Origin of the sequence: Parabacteroides sp. AF48-14, from assembly GCF_003477465.1 — a bacterium.
Lineage (GTDB): Bacteria > Bacteroidota > Bacteroidia > Bacteroidales > Tannerellaceae > Parabacteroides > Parabacteroides acidifaciens.
The window spans coordinates 141,814-158,942 of the sequence record NZ_QUDI01000002.1; the positions used below are offsets into that span (position 1 = coordinate 141,814).

General features: G+C 44.0%; 16 protein-coding genes and 1 pseudogene. 14 read left to right on the forward strand and 3 right to left on the reverse strand.

What is annotated here, in order from left to right:
- The first annotated feature begins 52 nt into the window (after window positions 1–52).
- The 4 genes from DW083_RS01830 (at window position 53) to DW083_RS01845 (ending at window position 3,161) form a co-directional block, all read left to right on the forward strand.
- A complete protein-coding gene (locus DW083_RS01830) occupies window positions 53–706 on the forward strand; it encodes a flavin reductase family protein (protein ID WP_122331226.1) in 654 nt (217 codons plus the stop codon).
- Window positions 691–1,278: a PepSY-associated TM helix domain-containing protein gene (locus DW083_RS01835; protein ID WP_122331227.1), complete on the forward strand. Its 588-nt coding sequence runs from the start codon at window positions 691–693 to the stop codon at window positions 1,276–1,278. Before DW083_RS01830 ends, DW083_RS01835 begins: the two co-directional genes overlap by 16 nt.
- 17 nt (window positions 1,279–1,295) lie before the next feature.
- Window positions 1,296–2,240, forward strand: coding sequence for a DMT family transporter (locus DW083_RS01840; protein ID WP_122331228.1), 945 nt, complete (start codon window positions 1,296–1,298; stop codon window positions 2,238–2,240).
- 333 nt (window positions 2,241–2,573) lie between these two features.
- Complete coding sequence (locus tag DW083_RS01845; protein ID WP_122331229.1) at window positions 2,574–3,161, forward strand: phosphoglycerate mutase family protein; 588 nt, start codon at window positions 2,574–2,576, stop codon at window positions 3,159–3,161.
- 234 nt (window positions 3,162–3,395) lie between these two features.
- Here DW083_RS01845 and DW083_RS01850 read toward each other — a convergent pair whose 3' ends face one another.
- Together DW083_RS01850 and DW083_RS01855 are read right to left on the reverse strand one after the other, a co-directional pair.
- Entirely contained in the window at window positions 3,396–4,241 is an 846-nt protein-coding gene (locus DW083_RS01850) for an aldo/keto reductase (RefSeq protein WP_122331230.1), read from the reverse strand.
- Between the two features lie 35 nt (window positions 4,242–4,276).
- On the reverse strand, window positions 4,277–4,825 hold the full coding sequence (locus DW083_RS01855) for a flavodoxin family protein (protein ID WP_122331231.1): 549 nt from the start codon (window positions 4,823–4,825) through the stop codon (window positions 4,277–4,279).
- Between the two features lie 802 nt (window positions 4,826–5,627).
- Between DW083_RS01855 and DW083_RS01865 the strand changes: the two genes are divergently transcribed.
- The 5 genes from DW083_RS01865 (at window position 5,628) to DW083_RS01885 (ending at window position 10,907) form a co-directional block, all read left to right on the forward strand.
- Window positions 5,628–6,746, forward strand: a complete 1,119-nt coding sequence (locus DW083_RS01865; protein WP_122331233.1) for a carboxymuconolactone decarboxylase family protein — start codon at window positions 5,628–5,630, stop codon at window positions 6,744–6,746.
- A 160-nt stretch (window positions 6,747–6,906) separates the two neighbouring features.
- Entirely contained in the window at window positions 6,907–7,809 is a 903-nt protein-coding gene (locus DW083_RS01870; RefSeq protein WP_122331234.1) for an AraC family transcriptional regulator, read from the forward strand.
- Window positions 7,806–8,702 carry an AraC family transcriptional regulator gene (locus DW083_RS01875; RefSeq protein WP_122331235.1) on the forward strand — a complete coding sequence of 299 codons (897 nt, stop codon included), beginning with the start codon at window positions 7,806–7,808 and terminating at the stop codon, window positions 8,700–8,702. Before DW083_RS01870 ends, DW083_RS01875 begins: the two co-directional genes overlap by 4 nt.
- Window positions 8,703–8,778: 76 nt before the next feature.
- Window positions 8,779–10,218, forward strand: coding sequence for a sensor histidine kinase KdpD (locus tag DW083_RS01880; protein ID WP_122331236.1), 1,440 nt, complete (start codon window positions 8,779–8,781; stop codon window positions 10,216–10,218).
- 5 nt (window positions 10,219–10,223) lie between these two features.
- Window positions 10,224–10,907, forward strand: coding sequence for a response regulator transcription factor (locus DW083_RS01885; RefSeq protein ID WP_115498653.1), 684 nt, complete (start codon window positions 10,224–10,226; stop codon window positions 10,905–10,907).
- Here DW083_RS01885 and DW083_RS01890 read toward each other — a convergent pair.
- Entirely contained in the window at window positions 10,897–11,154 is a 258-nt protein-coding gene (locus tag DW083_RS01890) for a TIGR03905 family TSCPD domain-containing protein (protein ID WP_115498652.1), read from the reverse strand. The genes DW083_RS01885 and DW083_RS01890 overlap by 11 nt on opposite strands.
- A gap of 311 nt (window positions 11,155–11,465) precedes the next feature.
- Here DW083_RS01890 and DW083_RS01895 point away from each other — a divergent pair.
- From DW083_RS01895 to DW083_RS01915, 5 genes and pseudogenes are all read left to right on the forward strand, one after another.
- Window positions 11,466–11,710: pseudogene (locus DW083_RS01895) on the forward strand (RNA recognition motif domain-containing protein).
- A gap of 168 nt (window positions 11,711–11,878) precedes the next feature.
- Complete coding sequence (locus DW083_RS01900) at window positions 11,879–13,180, forward strand: folylpolyglutamate synthase/dihydrofolate synthase family protein (protein ID WP_122331237.1); 1,302 nt, start codon at window positions 11,879–11,881, stop codon at window positions 13,178–13,180.
- A 29-nt stretch (window positions 13,181–13,209) separates the two neighbouring features.
- Window positions 13,210–14,652 (forward strand): MFS transporter, encoded by a 1,443-nt coding sequence (locus tag DW083_RS01905; protein WP_122331238.1) that lies wholly within the window; start codon window positions 13,210–13,212, stop codon window positions 14,650–14,652.
- A gap of 98 nt (window positions 14,653–14,750) precedes the next feature.
- Window positions 14,751–16,439 carry an energy-dependent translational throttle protein EttA gene (gene ettA / locus DW083_RS01910; protein ID WP_122331239.1) on the forward strand — a complete coding sequence of 563 codons (1,689 nt, stop codon included), beginning with the start codon at window positions 14,751–14,753 and terminating at the stop codon, window positions 16,437–16,439.
- Between the two features lie 24 nt (window positions 16,440–16,463).
- On the forward strand, window positions 16,464–17,117 hold the full coding sequence (locus DW083_RS01915; RefSeq protein WP_122331240.1) for a DUF1080 domain-containing protein: 654 nt from the start codon (window positions 16,464–16,466) through the stop codon (window positions 17,115–17,117).
- Window positions 17,118–17,129 lie beyond the last annotated feature (12 nt).

Genomic DNA, 17,129 nt, shown 5'->3' on the forward strand with positions numbered 1-17,129 from the left:
AATCCTATTTCCGCCTACCTTTGCAAAACGATAATCAACTAAATAACAGAAAATGAAAAAGATAACATTATTTTCAATGATCTTAGGTATATTTTTAATTACTTCATGTATGGAAAACAGTAAAAAATCAGACAAAGTAGTCTTCACACAGAATGAAGATAGCACGAGTACCACAGGTTGGCAATCTCATTATGACCGGATGGAAGCAACCGACCTTCCTGATAACGTAATAGACTTAATAGGTAAGCAATGGATGCTGGTGACAGCAGGGAATAAAAATTCTTATAACACAATGACAGCATCGTGGGGAGCGGTTGGCGATATGTGGAGCAGACCATCTACTTTTATCGTAGTCCGTGATTCAAGGCATACTTATCAATTTTTGCAACGAGAAGAAAGTTTTACACTAAGTTTTTTTACAGAAGAATATCGGGGAGCACTTAGAATTTGTGGAACAAAATCGGGACGAGATACTGATAAAGTGTCAGAAGCAGGGTTGACCCCATTGGAAACCCCTTCCGGACTAATGAGTTTTGAAGAGGCTCGAATGATTATAGAATGTAAGAAAATGTTCGTTCAAGAGATGGACTATGCAAATTTGACTCAACCTTATAAAGAGAAAATTATGGAAGAATCTTATAACAAAGAGCCTTCTAAACACCAACTCTTTATTTCAGAAATAACCAATATATGGATAAAGAAATAAAAAATAAATCAGTTACACGTAATTCGTTCCGACGGTATTGCAGGACGGTTCATTTTCATCTATCCTTTTTCTTTATGGGAGTGATTCTTATTTATGCGGTATCGGGCATAACGATGAATCATTTAAAGGATTTTAATCCGAAATACTATATAACTGTAAACAATTATACGGTGAAGGGGACATTCCCTACCTCCCATAAATTTAATAAAAATGAAATAATACAGTTGTTAGAAGATGTAGGCGAGCAGGATAATTATATCAAACATTTTTATCCGAATAGCTCAACGGTGAAAGTTTTCTTGAAAAGTGGTTCATCCTATATTCTTGATACTCAAACAGGAAACGTTGCTTATGAAGGAATAAAGAAAAGACCGGTTTTTTATCAACTCTCATTTCTCCATTATAACCCGGGAACATGGTGGACCTATTTCTCAGACCTATCTGCGGTATGCCTTATATTGATATGTATAAGTGGTATTCTAATGAATAAAGGTAAACGAGGTTTGTTCGGAATAGGGGGAATTGAATTATTAGCAGGTATATTAATCCCTGCGCTGGTTTTAATTTTATAGATAAATTACATAATAAAATGGATGCTAAATTTAAAGGTACAATTTATGGGATTATTGCAGCAATCAGCTATGGTACAAATCCACTTGGGGCATTATCTCTTTATGAAGCTGGAATAAACGCTAACTCTGTATTATTTTACCGCTTCTTACTTGCGGCTTTTTTTCTCGGTGGGTTAATGTTTATACAAAATAAATCGTTCAGGGTTACACGAAAAGAATTAGGGATTTTGGCAGGGTTAGGGATTTTGTTTGCGGCATCTTCGCTGACCCTGTTTCTAAGTTTCCACTACATGGATGCAGGAATAGCGTCTACAATTCTGTTCGTATATCCTGTTATTGTAACTGTCATCATGGCTATTTTCTTTAAAGAAAAAACATCCTTAATTACGGTTTTATCTATTCTTCTGGCTATTGGGGGCATAGGACTGTTATACAAAGGGAATAATGGTAGCGTGTTGAATGCAACGGGAGTATCGCTTGTTATGCTATCCTCCCTTTCTTATGCACTTTATATAGTTGCTGTAAATAAATCCTCTTTAAGAATGTCATCTATAAAGTTAACGTTTTATGTTCTGCTATTTTGTACATTAACTATCATGGTTCAATCATTTTTTGACAGCAACAACCATTTACAGTTACTTACAACCTCTTCTATGTGGATGTTTGCTATAATGCTTGCATTGGTTCCTACTGTTATATCCTTAGTATTTATGGTAATTGCAGTACGCCAAATAGGTTCAACACCTACTGCTATCATGGGCGCATTGGAACCACTTACTGCGGTGGTTATCGGTATTACTATATTCAATGAAATATTCACTCTACGGTTGGCTGTTGGCATTATGATGATACTAATAGCTGTAATTCTAATAATAATTGGTAAATCAATTCAAATTCGAACATTAACCGTTGCTATTACTTATATAGGACAAATACTTCATAAACCCTGGCAACCGAAATGAAATTATCTAAATTGTAAATTAAAACCGTTGTCATCGGTGTAAGTGGCAATGTCATCACCTACGATGACTATCTTACGAAACGCTTGACGATTCTTCACGTTATTTCGCTCCACAACATCGTCTATATATCAATCAACTTCTGCAAATATATATGTCTGTTTATATAGGTCGTCATATTGTTCAATTCTAAATTTACAGTACAAATACAATAAATCAAGAATAACCTAGGCAACTGTTACTCTGCCTTTAGTATCTACACAACATCAAATCTATTAAATAACTATTTAAGCATAAGTTTTATATTCCTATATTTGCAAGCTAAAAAATGGAAATATGAAGCAGATTGAAGAAATTGCAACAAAGAATCAAGACAAAGCGTGGGAGATTATCAGAGATACTAACATTATGGGAATTTGGCAAGATGCAGGCGCAACCATTAATCTTGTCGGCTCGCTCAAAACAGGGCTACTTATGAAGCATCGGGATATTGATTTTCATATATATACTGAAAGGTTGAATGTAGCCGATAGTTTTTCCGCAATGACAAAATTGGCTCAACATCCACGTATCAAGCGTATTGAGTATGGGAATCTCATAGATACCGACGAAAAATGTATTGAATGGCACGCTTGGTATGAAGATGAAAACAAAGATCTTTGGCAATTGGATATGATTCACATTGAAAAAGGGTCTACATACGATGGCTATTTTGAGAAAGTTGCCGAACGTATATCTAAACTCCTTACCGAAGAGACACGACAAGCAATTCTGCGACTTAAATACGAAACTCCCGATACGGAGAAAATTATGGGCATAGTTTATTATCAAGCTGTAATTCAAGGCGGTGTTCGTACTTACACTGAGTTTACAGAATGGTTGAAAAATAATCCGACAGATGGCATAATCGAATGGATGCCATAATATGGAAACATCATAACCCCAATTACAGATTACAATATTAAATTAAACGGCGGTGTGTCAAAAGTAAGTTCTAACGTTTTAGCGTGTCATTGCGGGCTTGCCCCGCAACCTTATACTACACTGATACAATGATTAGTATGAGATGGCGGGTCAAGCCCGCCAGGACACAGACGCTATAAATAGTACTTTTGACACATCCGCGCGGCCTAATCTATAATTCATTATTTAACCAGACTATTTTTTCACCAAATCGACCAACCATTTTATCATTTCCGGGTCATAATGCGAGAAGAACAGACTTTTTCCCTGGTCGAGTCCGGCTATTTCCTGCATATCTTCATCCGTCAAAGCAAAGTCGAATACATTGAAATTCTCAATCATACGCTCTTTGCGGGTGGACTTCGGAATAACAATTACGCCTCGTTGAATAAGGAAACGCAACGCTGTCTGTGCTACTGACTTGCCGTACTTTTCACCAATTGCTTTTAGAGTTTCATTTGTAAAGAAGTCATTCCGCCCTTCGGCAAACGGACCCCACGACATGACACGCGCACCGTAACGTTCCATGATTTTCTGCGGTTCAACCTGCTGGTTGAATACATGCGTTTCCACTTGGTTGACCATCGGTTTGATTTCGCAGAACTCCGCCAAATCCACAAAACGGTCGGGATAGAAATTGCTCACACCGATAGCACGAGCCTTGCCGTTTTTGTAGGCTTCTTCCATGGCGCGATAAGTGCCGTAGTAGTCGCTGAAAGGCTGGTGAATCAGCAGCAAATCCACATAGTCGCTTTGCAATTTGCGCAAAGATTCGTCGATGGATGCCTTCGCTTGTTCATAGCCGGCATTGGAAATCCATACTTTAGTAGTGATGAAAACATCTTCACGGGCAATACCGCTTTTCTTCACAGCACGGCCTACGCCTTCCTCATTATAATAAGCCTGCGCCGTATCGATAGAACGATACCCCACACTCAAAGCATCCGCTACACAACGTTCACACTCTTCAGGTGTCACCTGATAGACGCCATAGCCCAAGATCGGCATTTCGATGCCATTATTCAATTTTACAATATCCATAATTTCATGTTTTTATATAATTATCAAAAAGACTTTCAGAAGATTTTCTTTCCCATCTCATATGCTTCCTGTAAGGCAGAATTGCCTTTTATTTCGCCCACGTGCCACACTCCGGTTGCAAGAATTTTCCCTTTGACTACCGGATTCTCCAAACAATCGATGAAGCCCATAAGATTATCGAAAACATGCTCCAAAAGAGGGCGACCTTCATCTCCTTCGGCTGCGGCAGCAAGGAAATAAAACTCCTTGTTCGTCATTTCCGTATAGGGGCCGCAACAACGGTCGAGCATTGTTTTCAGTTGTGCACTCATCGCATAAAAATAAACCGGTGTTCCGAGAACGATGACATCAGCGGCCAGCATTTTGCTGATGATTTCGGCAGCATCGTCTTTTTGAGGACAGGGTTTCTTATATTGGCTGCATACGCTACAGCCTGTACAATAGTTGACTGTTTTGTCTCCCAGGAAAATCTTCTCCACCTCATTCCCGGCTTCAACTGCGCCACGCATAAACTCATCGCAAAGTGTATCGGAGTTTCCTCCACGCCGCGGACTGGATGATAGTATAAATACTTTCTTGCTCATAATTACATATTATTTAATCGGTTATTTTTCATGCAACAAAAATACACCGTTACAAGAAGACACTTTGTAGATGAATTACGGATAATAGTACCCGAATTACAGATTATAATATTTATTCCATGAGCCGATAGATACATGCCCATGATAATTGGATTCCATGGGCTTATTGTATAAAACGTATTTTTCCGGCTCGAAAGACGTCCGAAACAAAACAAATGTTAATCCGCTTTTTTGGCCTAAAAAAGGGACTTTTTCCTCTTTTTCGAGCGTTTTCTGCCATTACGACCGTCCTAATTTCCATTACGACCGTTCTGATAGGTAGTGTACTCGGCAGCTCGCGAAGATTAGCACGGTCGTAATGGCGATTTGGACGGTCGTAATTGGAAAAAGGGCCGTTTTAAGGGTAAAAAAGCACCTGAATTTCCTTGCGATATTTGGAACGCCGTCCGTTTTGTTTTCAAATATTCGATTCTCCGGGAGTTAAGCTTTATCACTTTGACGGCGTTTCTGTCTTCCGGCAATCAAAAAGAATGCTTTTCAGAACGACCTCGGCACCTCATTTTCTCTGTTGTCAATCAAAAAGGCCGAAACCATGAAAAAAGTCAATCCAAAATGGATCAAAATTTCGGACGAAATAGAAAAATGCCTGAAAAGGGGGGTTATTGTCTTTTTCCAATTCGCAAAGGCACAGTCTTTGACGCCATAAAACAGTAATAATGGTTGAATAATCAGTAATTCATGCACGAGCCAATCGCCGGACCAGGAGTACCTTTGTCACAGTAACTAAGAAAAAACAGATTGTATGAGAACAATAAACAAACGGATAGCAGTCGCGCTATTAACCATAGCCGCCTGCCATCCCATTAAAGCACAAGAAAATATGGAGAATGTATTGAACCAGCGGCAACAGAACATCGTTGCCATCGCATGCCTTGAGGCAAAAGGTGACCTGGAAAATCTTTCCGGAGCCATCCACACGGGTTTGGACGAAGGTCTGACAGTCAGTGAAATAAAAGAAGCGCTCTCACATCTCTATGCTTATACCGGTTTTCCACGCAGCCTCAATGCGTTGGGAGTCCTCCAGCAAGTACTGGCCGAACGCAAGGCAAAGGGTATCAGAGACAGAGAAGGCAAAGAAGCCGATCCCCTACCCGATGATTTCGACGCTCTGAAAGAAGGTACGGCTATACAGACGAAACTCAGTGGCGCCCCCTTCGACTATACCTTCGCTCCGGCTACTGATTATTATCTGAAAGCGCATCTCTTCGGTGACATCTTTGCACGTAACAACCTGACTTTCCCCGAACGTGAGCTGGTAACGGTCAGCGCACTGTCCGGTATCAAAGGAGTGGAACCGCAACTGAAATCGCACGTGCGTGGAGCAAAGAATATGGGGCTGACGGATGCAGAAATACATTCCATCCCCGGCGTGCTACTGCAAAAAGTAGGCGAACCCGAAGCCTACCGTGCCAAGAAAGCCATTGCAGAAGTTTATGGTGAAGAATTCAGAGAAGGCGAACCCATAGAGAACTGCGTATTTCCAAAAGGCGAACCCAATACGGCGTATGCCAAATATTTCATCGGGAACAGCTATTTGGCCGGACTGGCGACCGGTGAAGGAAAGTTGCATGTAGACAATGTTACTTTCGAGCCACGTTGCCGCAACAACTGGCATATCCACCACAAAGGCGGCCAGATCCTTATCTGCGTAGGCGGCAGAGGATGGTATCAGGAATGGGGCAAACAAGCTCAGGAATTACATCCCGGCGACGTGGTCGATATTCCTGCCGAAACCAAACATTGGCATGGTGCCACAGCCGACAGCTGGTTTCAGCATATCGCCATCGGCGTTCCGGCCGAAGGGGCAAGTGCGGAGTGGCTCGAACCGGTGACTGACGCAGAATATGACAAACTGAAATAATTGTACCTTAATATTACAGATTTCACGTACTGTCTGAAATTCTTATGGTTTTTATTCATATCTTTGCTTTAATTTAAACACTTGCGTTTACGAATACAGACTGCAACACAGACAGGCCATGCAATAGCTCAATTTAATTTTTATATAATGCACTATAAATATGGATGAAATAGTAAAAATAGATACTATAGACAAGTACAACAAGCTGTATGGCCTGGAAACCATGCATCCGCTGGTCGGAGTTGTGGATTTGACAAAAGCGACTGCCTATCCCAACCATATCCGCATGAATATGGGTATTTACTCGCTTTTCCTGAAACAGACCATATGCGGCGACTTGAAATATGGGAAAAAACTGTATGATTACCAGGAAGGGACAATCGTCAGTTTCGCTCCCGGACAGGTAATCGGGATTGATTTGAAGGAAGATGCCCGCCCCTCTTCAGTCGGCATTGTTTTCCATCCGGATTTGATACGGGGTACATCGCTCGGAGAGAATATCAAGCAGTATTCTTTCTTCTCCTACGAAGTAAACGAAGCACTCCATGTATCCGAAGAAGAAAAACAAATCATCATCGATTGCCTCGATAAAGTCCGGATAGAGTTGAGCCATGCCATAGACAAGCACAGCAAAATACTGATAGCCAAAAACATCGAGCTGCTACTTGATTATTGTATGCGTTTCTATGAACGGCAGTTCAACACTCGCAGTAAGGTAAACAAAGATATTCTTGTACAGTTCGAAAAACTTCTGGACGATTATTTTCAGGGCAGGAATGCGGAAAACAAGGGGTATCCCACAGTGAAATACTTTGCAGACAAGGTCTTCCTTTCCCCAAACTATTTTGGCGACCTCATTAAAAAGGAAACCGGACAGACAGCCCAGCAACATATATTATCCAAGCTCATAAGCCTCGCCAAAGACCGGATTGTAAACTCTAACCGGCCCGTATCAGACATAGCCTACGAACTGGGATTTCAGTATGCACAACATTTCTCGCGCCTGTTTAAGAAGAATGTGGGTTGTTCGCCCAATGAATACAAGAAAATGAATATATTATGAAAGAAAGTATATTAAATATAGAAACAATACACGAGTGCAACCGTTGTTTAGGATGCAAGACGCTCCATCCGCTTGTCAGTGTTGTCGACCTGTCGAAGGCTAATTTAGAGCAATGTACCATCAAATTCGATTTCTATACTATTATTATGTTGGAAGGAGATGTGGAAGATTTCTCATATGGACGCAAGTCTTGTGACTACTCCAATGCATCGCTCCTGTTCCTTACTCCGGGCGAATCCATCAATATAGACCATAACGAACTGCTCCGCCGGAAAGGTAGGCTGCTTGCATTCCATCCTGATTTACTCAGCCGTACTTCGCTGGACTGGTATATAGAGGATTATACATTTTTCTTCTATAAACCGGATGAAGCCCTCCACTTGTCCCTGCGCGAAAAAAGTAAAATCATAGACTGCCAGCATAACATCGCAGAGGAATTGGAACACGCTATAGACAACCATAGCAAAACTCTGATTTCAAGGCATATCGAGCTCTTACTTGACTATTGTACCCGTTTCTATGAACGCCAGTTCATTACACGCTGTGAGGCAAACAAGTCTCTTATCCGCCAAACAAACATATTACTGGATGAGTACATCCAATCCGGAAAGCTAAAAAAAGGAAATTCACCTTCGGCTGAATATTGTGCCGATAAACTCCATTTATCCTCCCAATATTTCAGTGATTTATTGTATTTTGAGACGGGAGAGGATATCGACGAATATTTCCAGTTCAAACAGTTGGAAGCCGCCAAAACGATGCTGTTGGAACAAGGATGTACTGCCGGCGCAGTGGCAGAAAGGCTGGGATACCCCAATGTACAACAATTCAGACATATTTTTAAGATGAATACGGGGATAGCTCCTGATGATTATAAACTGGCACAAAACTAATAAAAGTGTTATTTAGTCTTATCGGATTCGTTATAAATCGAATCGGAACATTTACTTTTGCCGTAAAGAAGAAGAAATGAAAACACGTCTCCGATTTAAGATAATAGCAACGCTTATATGCCTTTCACTTGCCGGACTGTTGATTTCACAGGGATACTGGCTGAAGGGATTATACGTATCCAACAAGAAAAACACATGGGACAAGATAGAGGAAGCCATGCGAATGGCTGACTATATGGAAATATTCCTACGCTTGGACTCGCTGAGCAAAAACGACTTCCACGGCGAAATAAGTCCTCAATTCAGCTTTAGCCAAGACACGGCATGGGAAAAGAAAAAGGAGTCTATTTCTCTGGATAAAATCATGGAATCTTCTCCGGGCTATACAATTCAGTATATGGAAGCAGCCAAGACATTAAATGAATATTTACAGATGATCGGTACGTTGGAAAGAAACGTACAAATACTCATGCACCAGCAGATAGACTCATTACTGCCTATTAATTATGCGCAATTTAATACTTTATTAAAGAATGGGTTACAGGATAGAGAAATCGCCGCTCCCTACCGCCTGCGGGTGATTCGGCAAGAAGCGAAAGATTCCGTACTTTATACTTATACGGAAGCATCCCGGAAAGAAGGATCATGGAAAAATGCCGTTCGCTTCACCCATATTATCGAGCCGGGAGAATACTACTACGATCTGGAAATTCAATCTCCCGACCAGATTGTATTCCGGCAGATGGCTGGTATATTAATTTCTTCTTTTTTGCTTTTTGTGATTATCCTGATTGCTTTTGTATATCTGCTTTACACCATTTTGAGGCAAAAAACAGTAGAGGAACTGAAAACCGATTTCACCAACAACATGACACACGAACTGAAGACGCCTATCTCTGTCGCCTTTGCCGCTAACGATGTGTTGTTGAACTACAGCGACACAATCAACGAGAAACAAAGGAAATACCTGAATATCGTGCGGGAACAGTTGAACCATCTGTCCGGATTGGTCGAGCAAATCCTGACCCTTTCCGTTGAGAACAGAAGTACATTCCGCCTTCATCCCGAATCGGTACAAGTGGCGGATGTGCTTACACCGCTTATCGAACAATTCAAGTTGAAAGCAGACAAGCCGGTCAGTATCATATCCGAAATACCGGACCGGATGGCTGTGACGGCCGACCGCACCCACTTATATAATATGCTCAGTAATCTGATAGGGAACGCCATCAAGTATTCCGGCGAGAAACCTTGCCGCATACGGATCAAAGGCACACTGTCCTCCAAAGAGGCGACCCTCTCGGTGACAGACGAGGGAATCGGTATCAGCGAAGCCAATCAGAAAAGGGTTTTCGACAAATTCTACCGCGTTCCAAACGGAAACCTGCACGATGTAAAAGGCTTCGGCCTCGGATTATACTATGTCCGTGACATGATGGCTAAACACAATGGAACCGTGACAGTCAAGAGCCAGCCGGGAAAAGGCTCTACGTTTACCCTTCATTTTAAAAATTAATATCAATGGATAAGATCAGAGTTTTATTAGTAGAAGACGAGCCCACCCTTGCCATGATCATAAAGGACACGCTGGACGGGAATGAATTTGAAGTATTTATTGCAGCTAACGGCGAAGAGGGATTATCCCGCTATAAAGAGACCAGGCCGGATATCATCGTTTCGGATATCATGATGCCGAAGATAGACGGTTTCACAATGGTACGGCATATACGGAAGACAGACCACCAAATACCTGTGCTCTTCCTCTCCGCCCGCTCGGCGGCAAATGATGTCGTAGAAGGTTTCGAATTAGGCGGTAACGACTACTTGAAAAAACCTTTCGGCATGGCAGAGCTGATCATCCGTATTAAGGCGTTGTTGAACAAGATAACTGTTTCCAAGGAGGAGACCAGTTCTTTCACTCTCGGTCAATATATATTCGATTCCATCACCCAAACGCTTCAGTACTGCGGAGAAAAACAATTGCTGAGCAACCGGGAGTCCGAAATACTGAAGCGGCTGTGTGAAAACAAAGATCACGTGTTACCCATGAAAGACGTCCTGCTGGAACTATGGGGAGACGATTCATTCTTTAATGCCCGCAGCCTGCATGTCTTTATCACCAAACTAAGGCATAAACTGTCAAAAGACGAATCAATCAAAATCCTGAATGTACGTGGGATCGGTTACAAACTGATTATCGACTGATCTGCTTCAAGGCCTGCGCCAGCTGGTCCGGACACGACGTTCCCCGTTCGCGGCAGTCGATACCTTCCAATCTCCGGATAGCTTCGTTTACATCCATACCCACTAATAATCTGGACAGCCCCTGCGTGTTGCCCTGGCAACCGCCGACGATCTGAACATTCTTAATCACATTATCTTCCGAATCGATAATCATCATCTTAGAACACACTCCGCCGGTCGGAGTGTATGCCACGCGTTGTTTATTCATTTCCTTATTTTATTTATCCGTAATGTCGTCTATAACGGGGTGCAAAGGTATAAATAAATTTGGAAAGGTATTTTAAACCTTAAGTATTGACCTTATTTCATAAAAGAAATGTATTATTCAATATAAACGGAACAAGATAGTGCATTATCCAAAAAGAATGCTTTCCTTTGTATCAACAAACAATAAGAGATTTATTTCGATTTGATTTTTCATATGTATCTCCTCAGTTATCCAGATTGAGTATTTCCACCTCTGATTAAGAACTTCCTTATATTCTGTTGTTGAATTATTAATTTTTTATTTTTATATTTATGAACATGTACATTGGTAACCTTAGCTACAACGTTAGGGAAGCAGATTTGAGAGAAGTAATGGAAGAGTATGGAACTGTTGAATCAGTAAAACTTATCGTAGATCGCGACACAAGAAGATCAAAAGGTTTTGCATTCATCGAAATGCCGGAAACTTCAGAAGCAAAAAGAGCAATCGAAGAATTGAACGGAGCTACATACGAGGCCGTCCGATGGTTGTTAAAGAAGCACTCCCAAGAAATTAATTCACTGAATTATAAGAACTGTATTGAAAAGGATATCCGCTATCGGGTATCCTTTTCTTTGTTTATAGCCCATTTAACCTGCCGGCGGGACTTCGAGTAGTATTTTAGGTAATTTCTTTTTTCCTAAAATATTTGTACCTAACTTTGCGAAACATAAATGACAACTGTATGACGTACGAAGAAACGCTACACTATCTATATACCAGCATTCCTGTATTTCAGAATGCCGGACCTTCAGCTTACAAACCCGGACTGGGAACCAGCATCGCACTGGATGATTATTTAGGCAATCCGCATAAAGCCTATAAGACGATCCATGTCGCAGGAACAAACGGAAAAGGTTCCGTCAGCCATCTGCTGGCAGCTATTCTACGGCAGTCGGGATATAAAGTCGGACTGTACACCTCCCCGCACCTGATCGATTTTCGCGAACGTATCCGGGTGAACGGGCAAAAGATATCCCAGGAATATGTTATAGATTTTGTAGAACGCCACCGCTCATTCTTCGAGCCTCTCCATCCTTCTTTCTTTGAACTGACTTCCAGTATGGCTTTCGATTATTTCCGTACGGAGGAAGTGGACTATGCCGTGATCGAAGTAGGTTTGGGGGGACGGTTAGACAGTACGAATATCATCACTCCTATTCTGAGCATCATTACGAATATCAGCCTGGATCATACGCAATTTTTGGGCGATACAGTCGAAAAGATTGCCTTCGAGAAAGCCGGTATCATCAAGAAAAACGTTCCCGCACTGATCGGCGAGGCAGACCGCCACAGCGTAGCACAGGTCTTTTTGGATGCCGCAGACAAAGCCGGTACGCAAGTTCTTTTTGCACAAGACAAAGAATATCTGAAAGAATCCTACCTGACCGAGACCGGCAAATGGCATCTGGACTCGACAGAATACGGACAATTGTCCGGACAGTTAGGCGGTGTCGTACAGTTCAGGAATGCAACAACGGTATTGGGAGCCATCGACCTGCTAAAAGCGGCCGGAGTCAATATACCCGTGGAAGCAATCCGCGAAGGATTTGAACACGTCGTCGAACTGACAGGCCTGATGGGACGCTGGCAAGTCTTGCAGGAAAACCCGAAAATCGTATGCGACACCGGGCACAATGTCGGAGGCTGGCAATACCTGAACATCCAACTGGAAGAAGAGATCACGCAACACAAGCAACTCTATATGATCGTCGGCATGGTCAACGACAAAGACATCAACGGTGTGCTCGAACTGATGCCGAAGGAAGCATTTTACATCTTCACCCAAGCGTCCGTACAACGGGCAATGCCGGCAAAAGACTTCGCTGCGCTGGCCATCCGGCACGGACTGTCGGGTGTCGTATGCGACACTGTGCCGGAAGCCGTAGAGAAAGCGCTGGCACGCGCCAGGCAAAACGACACGATTTTTATCGGCGGCAGCACCTTTGTCGTTGCCGACGCCTTGCCCCTGTTCATCAAAGGATAATAAATAACTTAATTCAATAAACAAATATCATGACAGAACAAATTCAGAGAAAACTGAGCGAATCAAAGACAGCACGATGGGCTGTACTGGCGCTCGTTGCATTTACAATGCTCTGCGGATACTTCATCACAGATATGATGGCTCCGCTTCAGGACTTATTGCAAACACCGGTCGATGGTGGAGGATTAGGATGGACAGCCAATGAATACGGCAAATTCACCAGTGCCTATGGCTGGTTCAACGTATTCTTCCTGATGCTTATCTTCGGCGGAATGATCCTGGACAAGATGGGCGTACGTTTCACCGGAGTTATGGCAACCAGTATCATGCTTGTCGGTGTATTTATCAAATGGTTCGGCGTATCGCACGATTTCGGTGGCGAAACAGTTTCTATCTTCGGTACGGAATGGGGCTATCCGCTGCTGGTCGCTTCACTTGGCTATGCCTTGTTTGGCGTAGGGGTTGAGATCGCCGGTATTACCGTTTCAAAGATTATAGTCAAATGGTTCAAAGGCAAGGAAATGGCTTTGGCAATGGGGTTGGAAATGGCTTGCGCCCGTATCGGTACGGGATTGGCAATCGGTATTACCCCTCTGTTAAGCCGTGCATTCGGCAACTCTATCAGTATGCCGATCTTTATCGGACTGATCCTGCTTTGCATCGGTTTGATTTCATTCATCGTCTTTGTTGTCATGGATAAGAGACGTGATGTTGAAGACGCTGCCGCCGCCACAGGCGAAGAAGAAGCCGAAGAGCCGTTCCGTTTCGGCGACATACTGGATATCATCACGCTGAAAGGCTTCTGGTATATGGCGTTGCTTTGCGTATTGTTCTATTCCGCTGTATTCCCCTTCCTGAAATATGCACCGAACCTGATGATCAATAAGTTTGGTATCGACCCGGAATGGTCGGGCGTTATCCCGGCGTTATTGCCTTTCGGAAACATCCTGCTGACTCCGTTCTTCGGTAACCTTTACGACCGTAAAGGGAAAGGGGCGACTATTATGATTATCGGCTCTGTTATGCTGATCTTCATTCACTGTATGTTCTCCATCCCGATGCTGGATAACTGGATTGTGGCACTCTGCCTCATCATCCTGTTAGGTATCGCTTTCTCGTTGGTTCCTTCCGCCATGTGGCCTTCTGTTCCGAAGATCATTCCGGAAAACAAGTTGGGTACGGCATATGCACTGATTTTCTGGGTACAGAATTGGGGACTGATGGGCGTTCCGTATATGATCGGCATCGTACTGGACAAATACTGTATTACCGGCATGGTAGACGGTAAACCGACTTACAACTATATGATCCCGATGATGATCTTCACCTGCTTCGGCATTCTGGCACTTTGCATCTCCCTGCTGCTGAAACGCGAAGACCGCATCAAAGGCTACGGCCTCGAACTCCCGAACATCCAGAAGGACGCAGACATCGTCCTGGCTGAAGAGATGATCGGCGAAGGACAAAGGTAGCCCTATATCTCGGCAGTTTGTAAAATACAAGATATTTGTGTAGATTTGTGACCACTATTTTTAAGTCACGAAATCAAACTAACACATTAAAAGTTTATATGGCAGACGACAAGAAAATTATTTTCTCGATGGTGGGCGTGAGCAAGACTTTTCCGCCTCAGAAGCAAGTATTGAAAAATATTTACCTGTCCTTTTTCTATGGAGCGAAAATCGGGATCATCGGTTTGAATGGTTCCGGTAAATCCACACTGCTTAAAATTATTGCAGGCATTGAAAAAGAATACCAGGGAGAAGTTGTTTTCTCTCCGGGCTATTCCGTCGGATATCTGGAACAGGACCCGAAGCTGGAACCGGGCAAAACGGTGAAGGAAATCGTGCAGGAAGGCGTACAGGAGATTGTGGACACCCTCAAGGAGTTTGAAGAAGTAAACGAAAAGTTCGGCGATCCCGAAGTGCTGGAAGATCCGGACAAGATGGATGCCCTGATCAACCGCCAGGCCGAACTGCAAGACAAGATAGACGCAACAGACGCATGGAACCTCGACAGCCGCCTGGAACGGGCGATGGACGCCCTGCGCTGTCCGCCCGAAGACCAGGTTGTCGACACGCTCTCGGGTGGTGAACGCCGCCGCGTAGCCCTTTGCCGCCTGCTGCTGCAACAGCCGGACGTACTGCTGCTGGACGAGCCGACCAACCACTTGGATGCCGAGTCGATCGACTGGCTGGAACAGCATCTGCAACAGTATGCCGGAACGGTTATCTGCATCACGCACGACCGCTACTTCCTCGACCACGTAGCCGGATGGATTCTGGAACTGGACCGCGGCGAAGGCATCCCCTGGAAAGGCAACTATTCTTCCTGGCTGGACCAGAAGACAAAACGCATGGCACAGGAGGAAAAGCAGGCCAGCAAGCGGCGTAAGACGCTCGAACGCGAGTTGGAATGGATCAACATGGCCCCGAAAGCCCGCCAAGCAAAAGGCAAAGCCCGTTTGAACTCTTACGAAGCCCTTTTGAACGAAGACCAGAGAGAGCGGGAAGCCAAGTTGGAAATCTTCATCCCGAACGGTCCGCGATTAGGCAACAAGGTGATCGAAGCCCAACACGTGGCAAAGGCATTCGGCGACAAACTGCTGTTTGATGACCTCAACTTCATGTTGCCGCCTAACGGCATCGTCGGCGTGATCGGTCCGAACGGCGCCGGTAAAACCACCCTGTTCAAGATGATCATGGGCATGGAAAGCATCGACAAGGGAACTTTCGAAGTGGGTGAAACTGTGACAGTCGGTTATGCCGACCAGACGCACAAAGATATCGACCCGAACAAGACGGTCTACCAGGTTGTTTCCGGCGGACAGGAATTTATCCGCGTCGGCGGCAAGGAGATCAACTCGCGCGCCTATCTTTCCAAATTCAACTTTGCCGGGGCCGACCAGGAAAAACTCTGCGGCGTGCTTTCCGGTGGTGAGCGGAACCGCCTGCATCTCGCCCTCACGCTGAAGGCGGAGGCAAACGTCCTGTTGCTCGACGAACCGACCAACGATATCGACGTGAACACGCTTCGCGCACTGGAAGAAGGATTGGAAAACTTCGCAGGCTGTGCCGTTGTCGTTTCGCACGACCGCTGGTTCCTGGACCGCATCTGTACACATATCCTTTCGTTCGAAGGAGATTCCAATGTCGTGTTCTACGAAGGCTCTTATTCGGAGTACGAAGAATACAAGCGCAAGCAATTGGGTGATGTCGAACCGAAACGTGTCCGTTACCGTAAACTTATTGTTGATTAATCACATTTATAAATTTGTAAGACCATGAAAAAAAGAATGTTAGCAATGGCAGTAATGGCTGCCGCCTTTTTGTGCTTCGGAAGTGAAGCGAGTGCGCAGAAAACGACCAAGTTGTTCAATGGGAAAGACCTTTCGGGCTGGAACTTCGTTGTCGACAAGAATTCTGTCCCCGCCGACCAGGTGTATTCTGTAAAAGACGGTGTCATCAACATTACAGGACAGCCATTCGGATATATGTACACAAAAGAGAAATATGGCAACTATAAGCTGCACGTGGAATATCGCTGGCCGAACGGTAAGGAAAAGGCTAACAGCGGTATATTCCTGCTGATCGAAGATCCGAAGAACCCGTTCCCGAACGGCATCGAGTGTAACCTGATGAAGGATAACGCCGGCGACTTCGTTCTTTTGGGAGGTTCCGACCTGGCCGAATACCAGGGCAAACCGGGAGAACCGCGCCCAGGCTTCCCCGTCGTACGGAAGAACAATCCGGACAGCGAAAAGCCTGCCGGAGAATGGAACGAAGCGAATATCTTCGTGAAAGACGGCGTCATCACGGTTTACATCAACGGCGTTTACCAGAACACCGGCACGAACAAAGTGAAAGAAGGTTACATCGGCCTGCAAAGCGAAGGTAAGGAAGTGCAATTCCGTAACGTAACGGTCACTCCCTGGTAAGCAGATTAAAAT

Excerpts from the sequence above, each read along its gene's own strand:
- DW083_RS01830 (WP_122331226.1), top strand. The coding sequence starts at position 53 with ATGAAAAAGATAACATTATTTTCAATGATCTTAGGTATATTTTTAATT.
- DW083_RS01835 (WP_122331227.1), top strand. The coding sequence starts at position 691 with ATGGATAAAGAAATAAAAAATAAATCAGTTACACGTAATTCGTTCCGA.
- DW083_RS01840 (WP_122331228.1), top strand. The coding sequence starts at position 1,296 with ATGGATGCTAAATTTAAAGGTACAATTTATGGGATTATTGCAGCAATC.
- DW083_RS01845 (WP_122331229.1), top strand. The coding sequence starts at position 2,574 with ATGAAGCAGATTGAAGAAATTGCAACAAAGAATCAAGACAAAGCGTGG.
- DW083_RS01850 (WP_122331230.1), bottom strand. The coding sequence starts at position 4,241 with ATGGATATTGTAAAATTGAATAATGGCATCGAAATGCCGATCTTGGGC.
- DW083_RS01855 (WP_122331231.1), bottom strand. The coding sequence starts at position 4,825 with ATGAGCAAGAAAGTATTTATACTATCATCCAGTCCGCGGCGTGGAGGA.
- DW083_RS01865 (WP_122331233.1), top strand. The coding sequence starts at position 5,628 with ATGAGAACAATAAACAAACGGATAGCAGTCGCGCTATTAACCATAGCC.
- DW083_RS01870 (WP_122331234.1), top strand. The coding sequence starts at position 6,907 with ATGGATGAAATAGTAAAAATAGATACTATAGACAAGTACAACAAGCTG.
- DW083_RS01875 (WP_122331235.1), top strand. The coding sequence starts at position 7,806 with ATGAAAGAAAGTATATTAAATATAGAAACAATACACGAGTGCAACCGT.
- DW083_RS01880 (WP_122331236.1), top strand. The coding sequence starts at position 8,779 with ATGAAAACACGTCTCCGATTTAAGATAATAGCAACGCTTATATGCCTT.
- DW083_RS01885 (WP_115498653.1), top strand. The coding sequence starts at position 10,224 with ATGGATAAGATCAGAGTTTTATTAGTAGAAGACGAGCCCACCCTTGCC.
- DW083_RS01890 (WP_115498652.1), bottom strand. The coding sequence starts at position 11,154 with ATGAATAAACAACGCGTGGCATACACTCCGACCGGCGGAGTGTGTTCT.
- DW083_RS01900 (WP_122331237.1), top strand. The coding sequence starts at position 11,879 with ATGACGTACGAAGAAACGCTACACTATCTATATACCAGCATTCCTGTA.
- DW083_RS01905 (WP_122331238.1), top strand. The coding sequence starts at position 13,210 with ATGACAGAACAAATTCAGAGAAAACTGAGCGAATCAAAGACAGCACGA.
- ettA (WP_122331239.1), top strand. The coding sequence starts at position 14,751 with ATGGCAGACGACAAGAAAATTATTTTCTCGATGGTGGGCGTGAGCAAG.
- DW083_RS01915 (WP_122331240.1), top strand. The coding sequence starts at position 16,464 with ATGAAAAAAAGAATGTTAGCAATGGCAGTAATGGCTGCCGCCTTTTTG.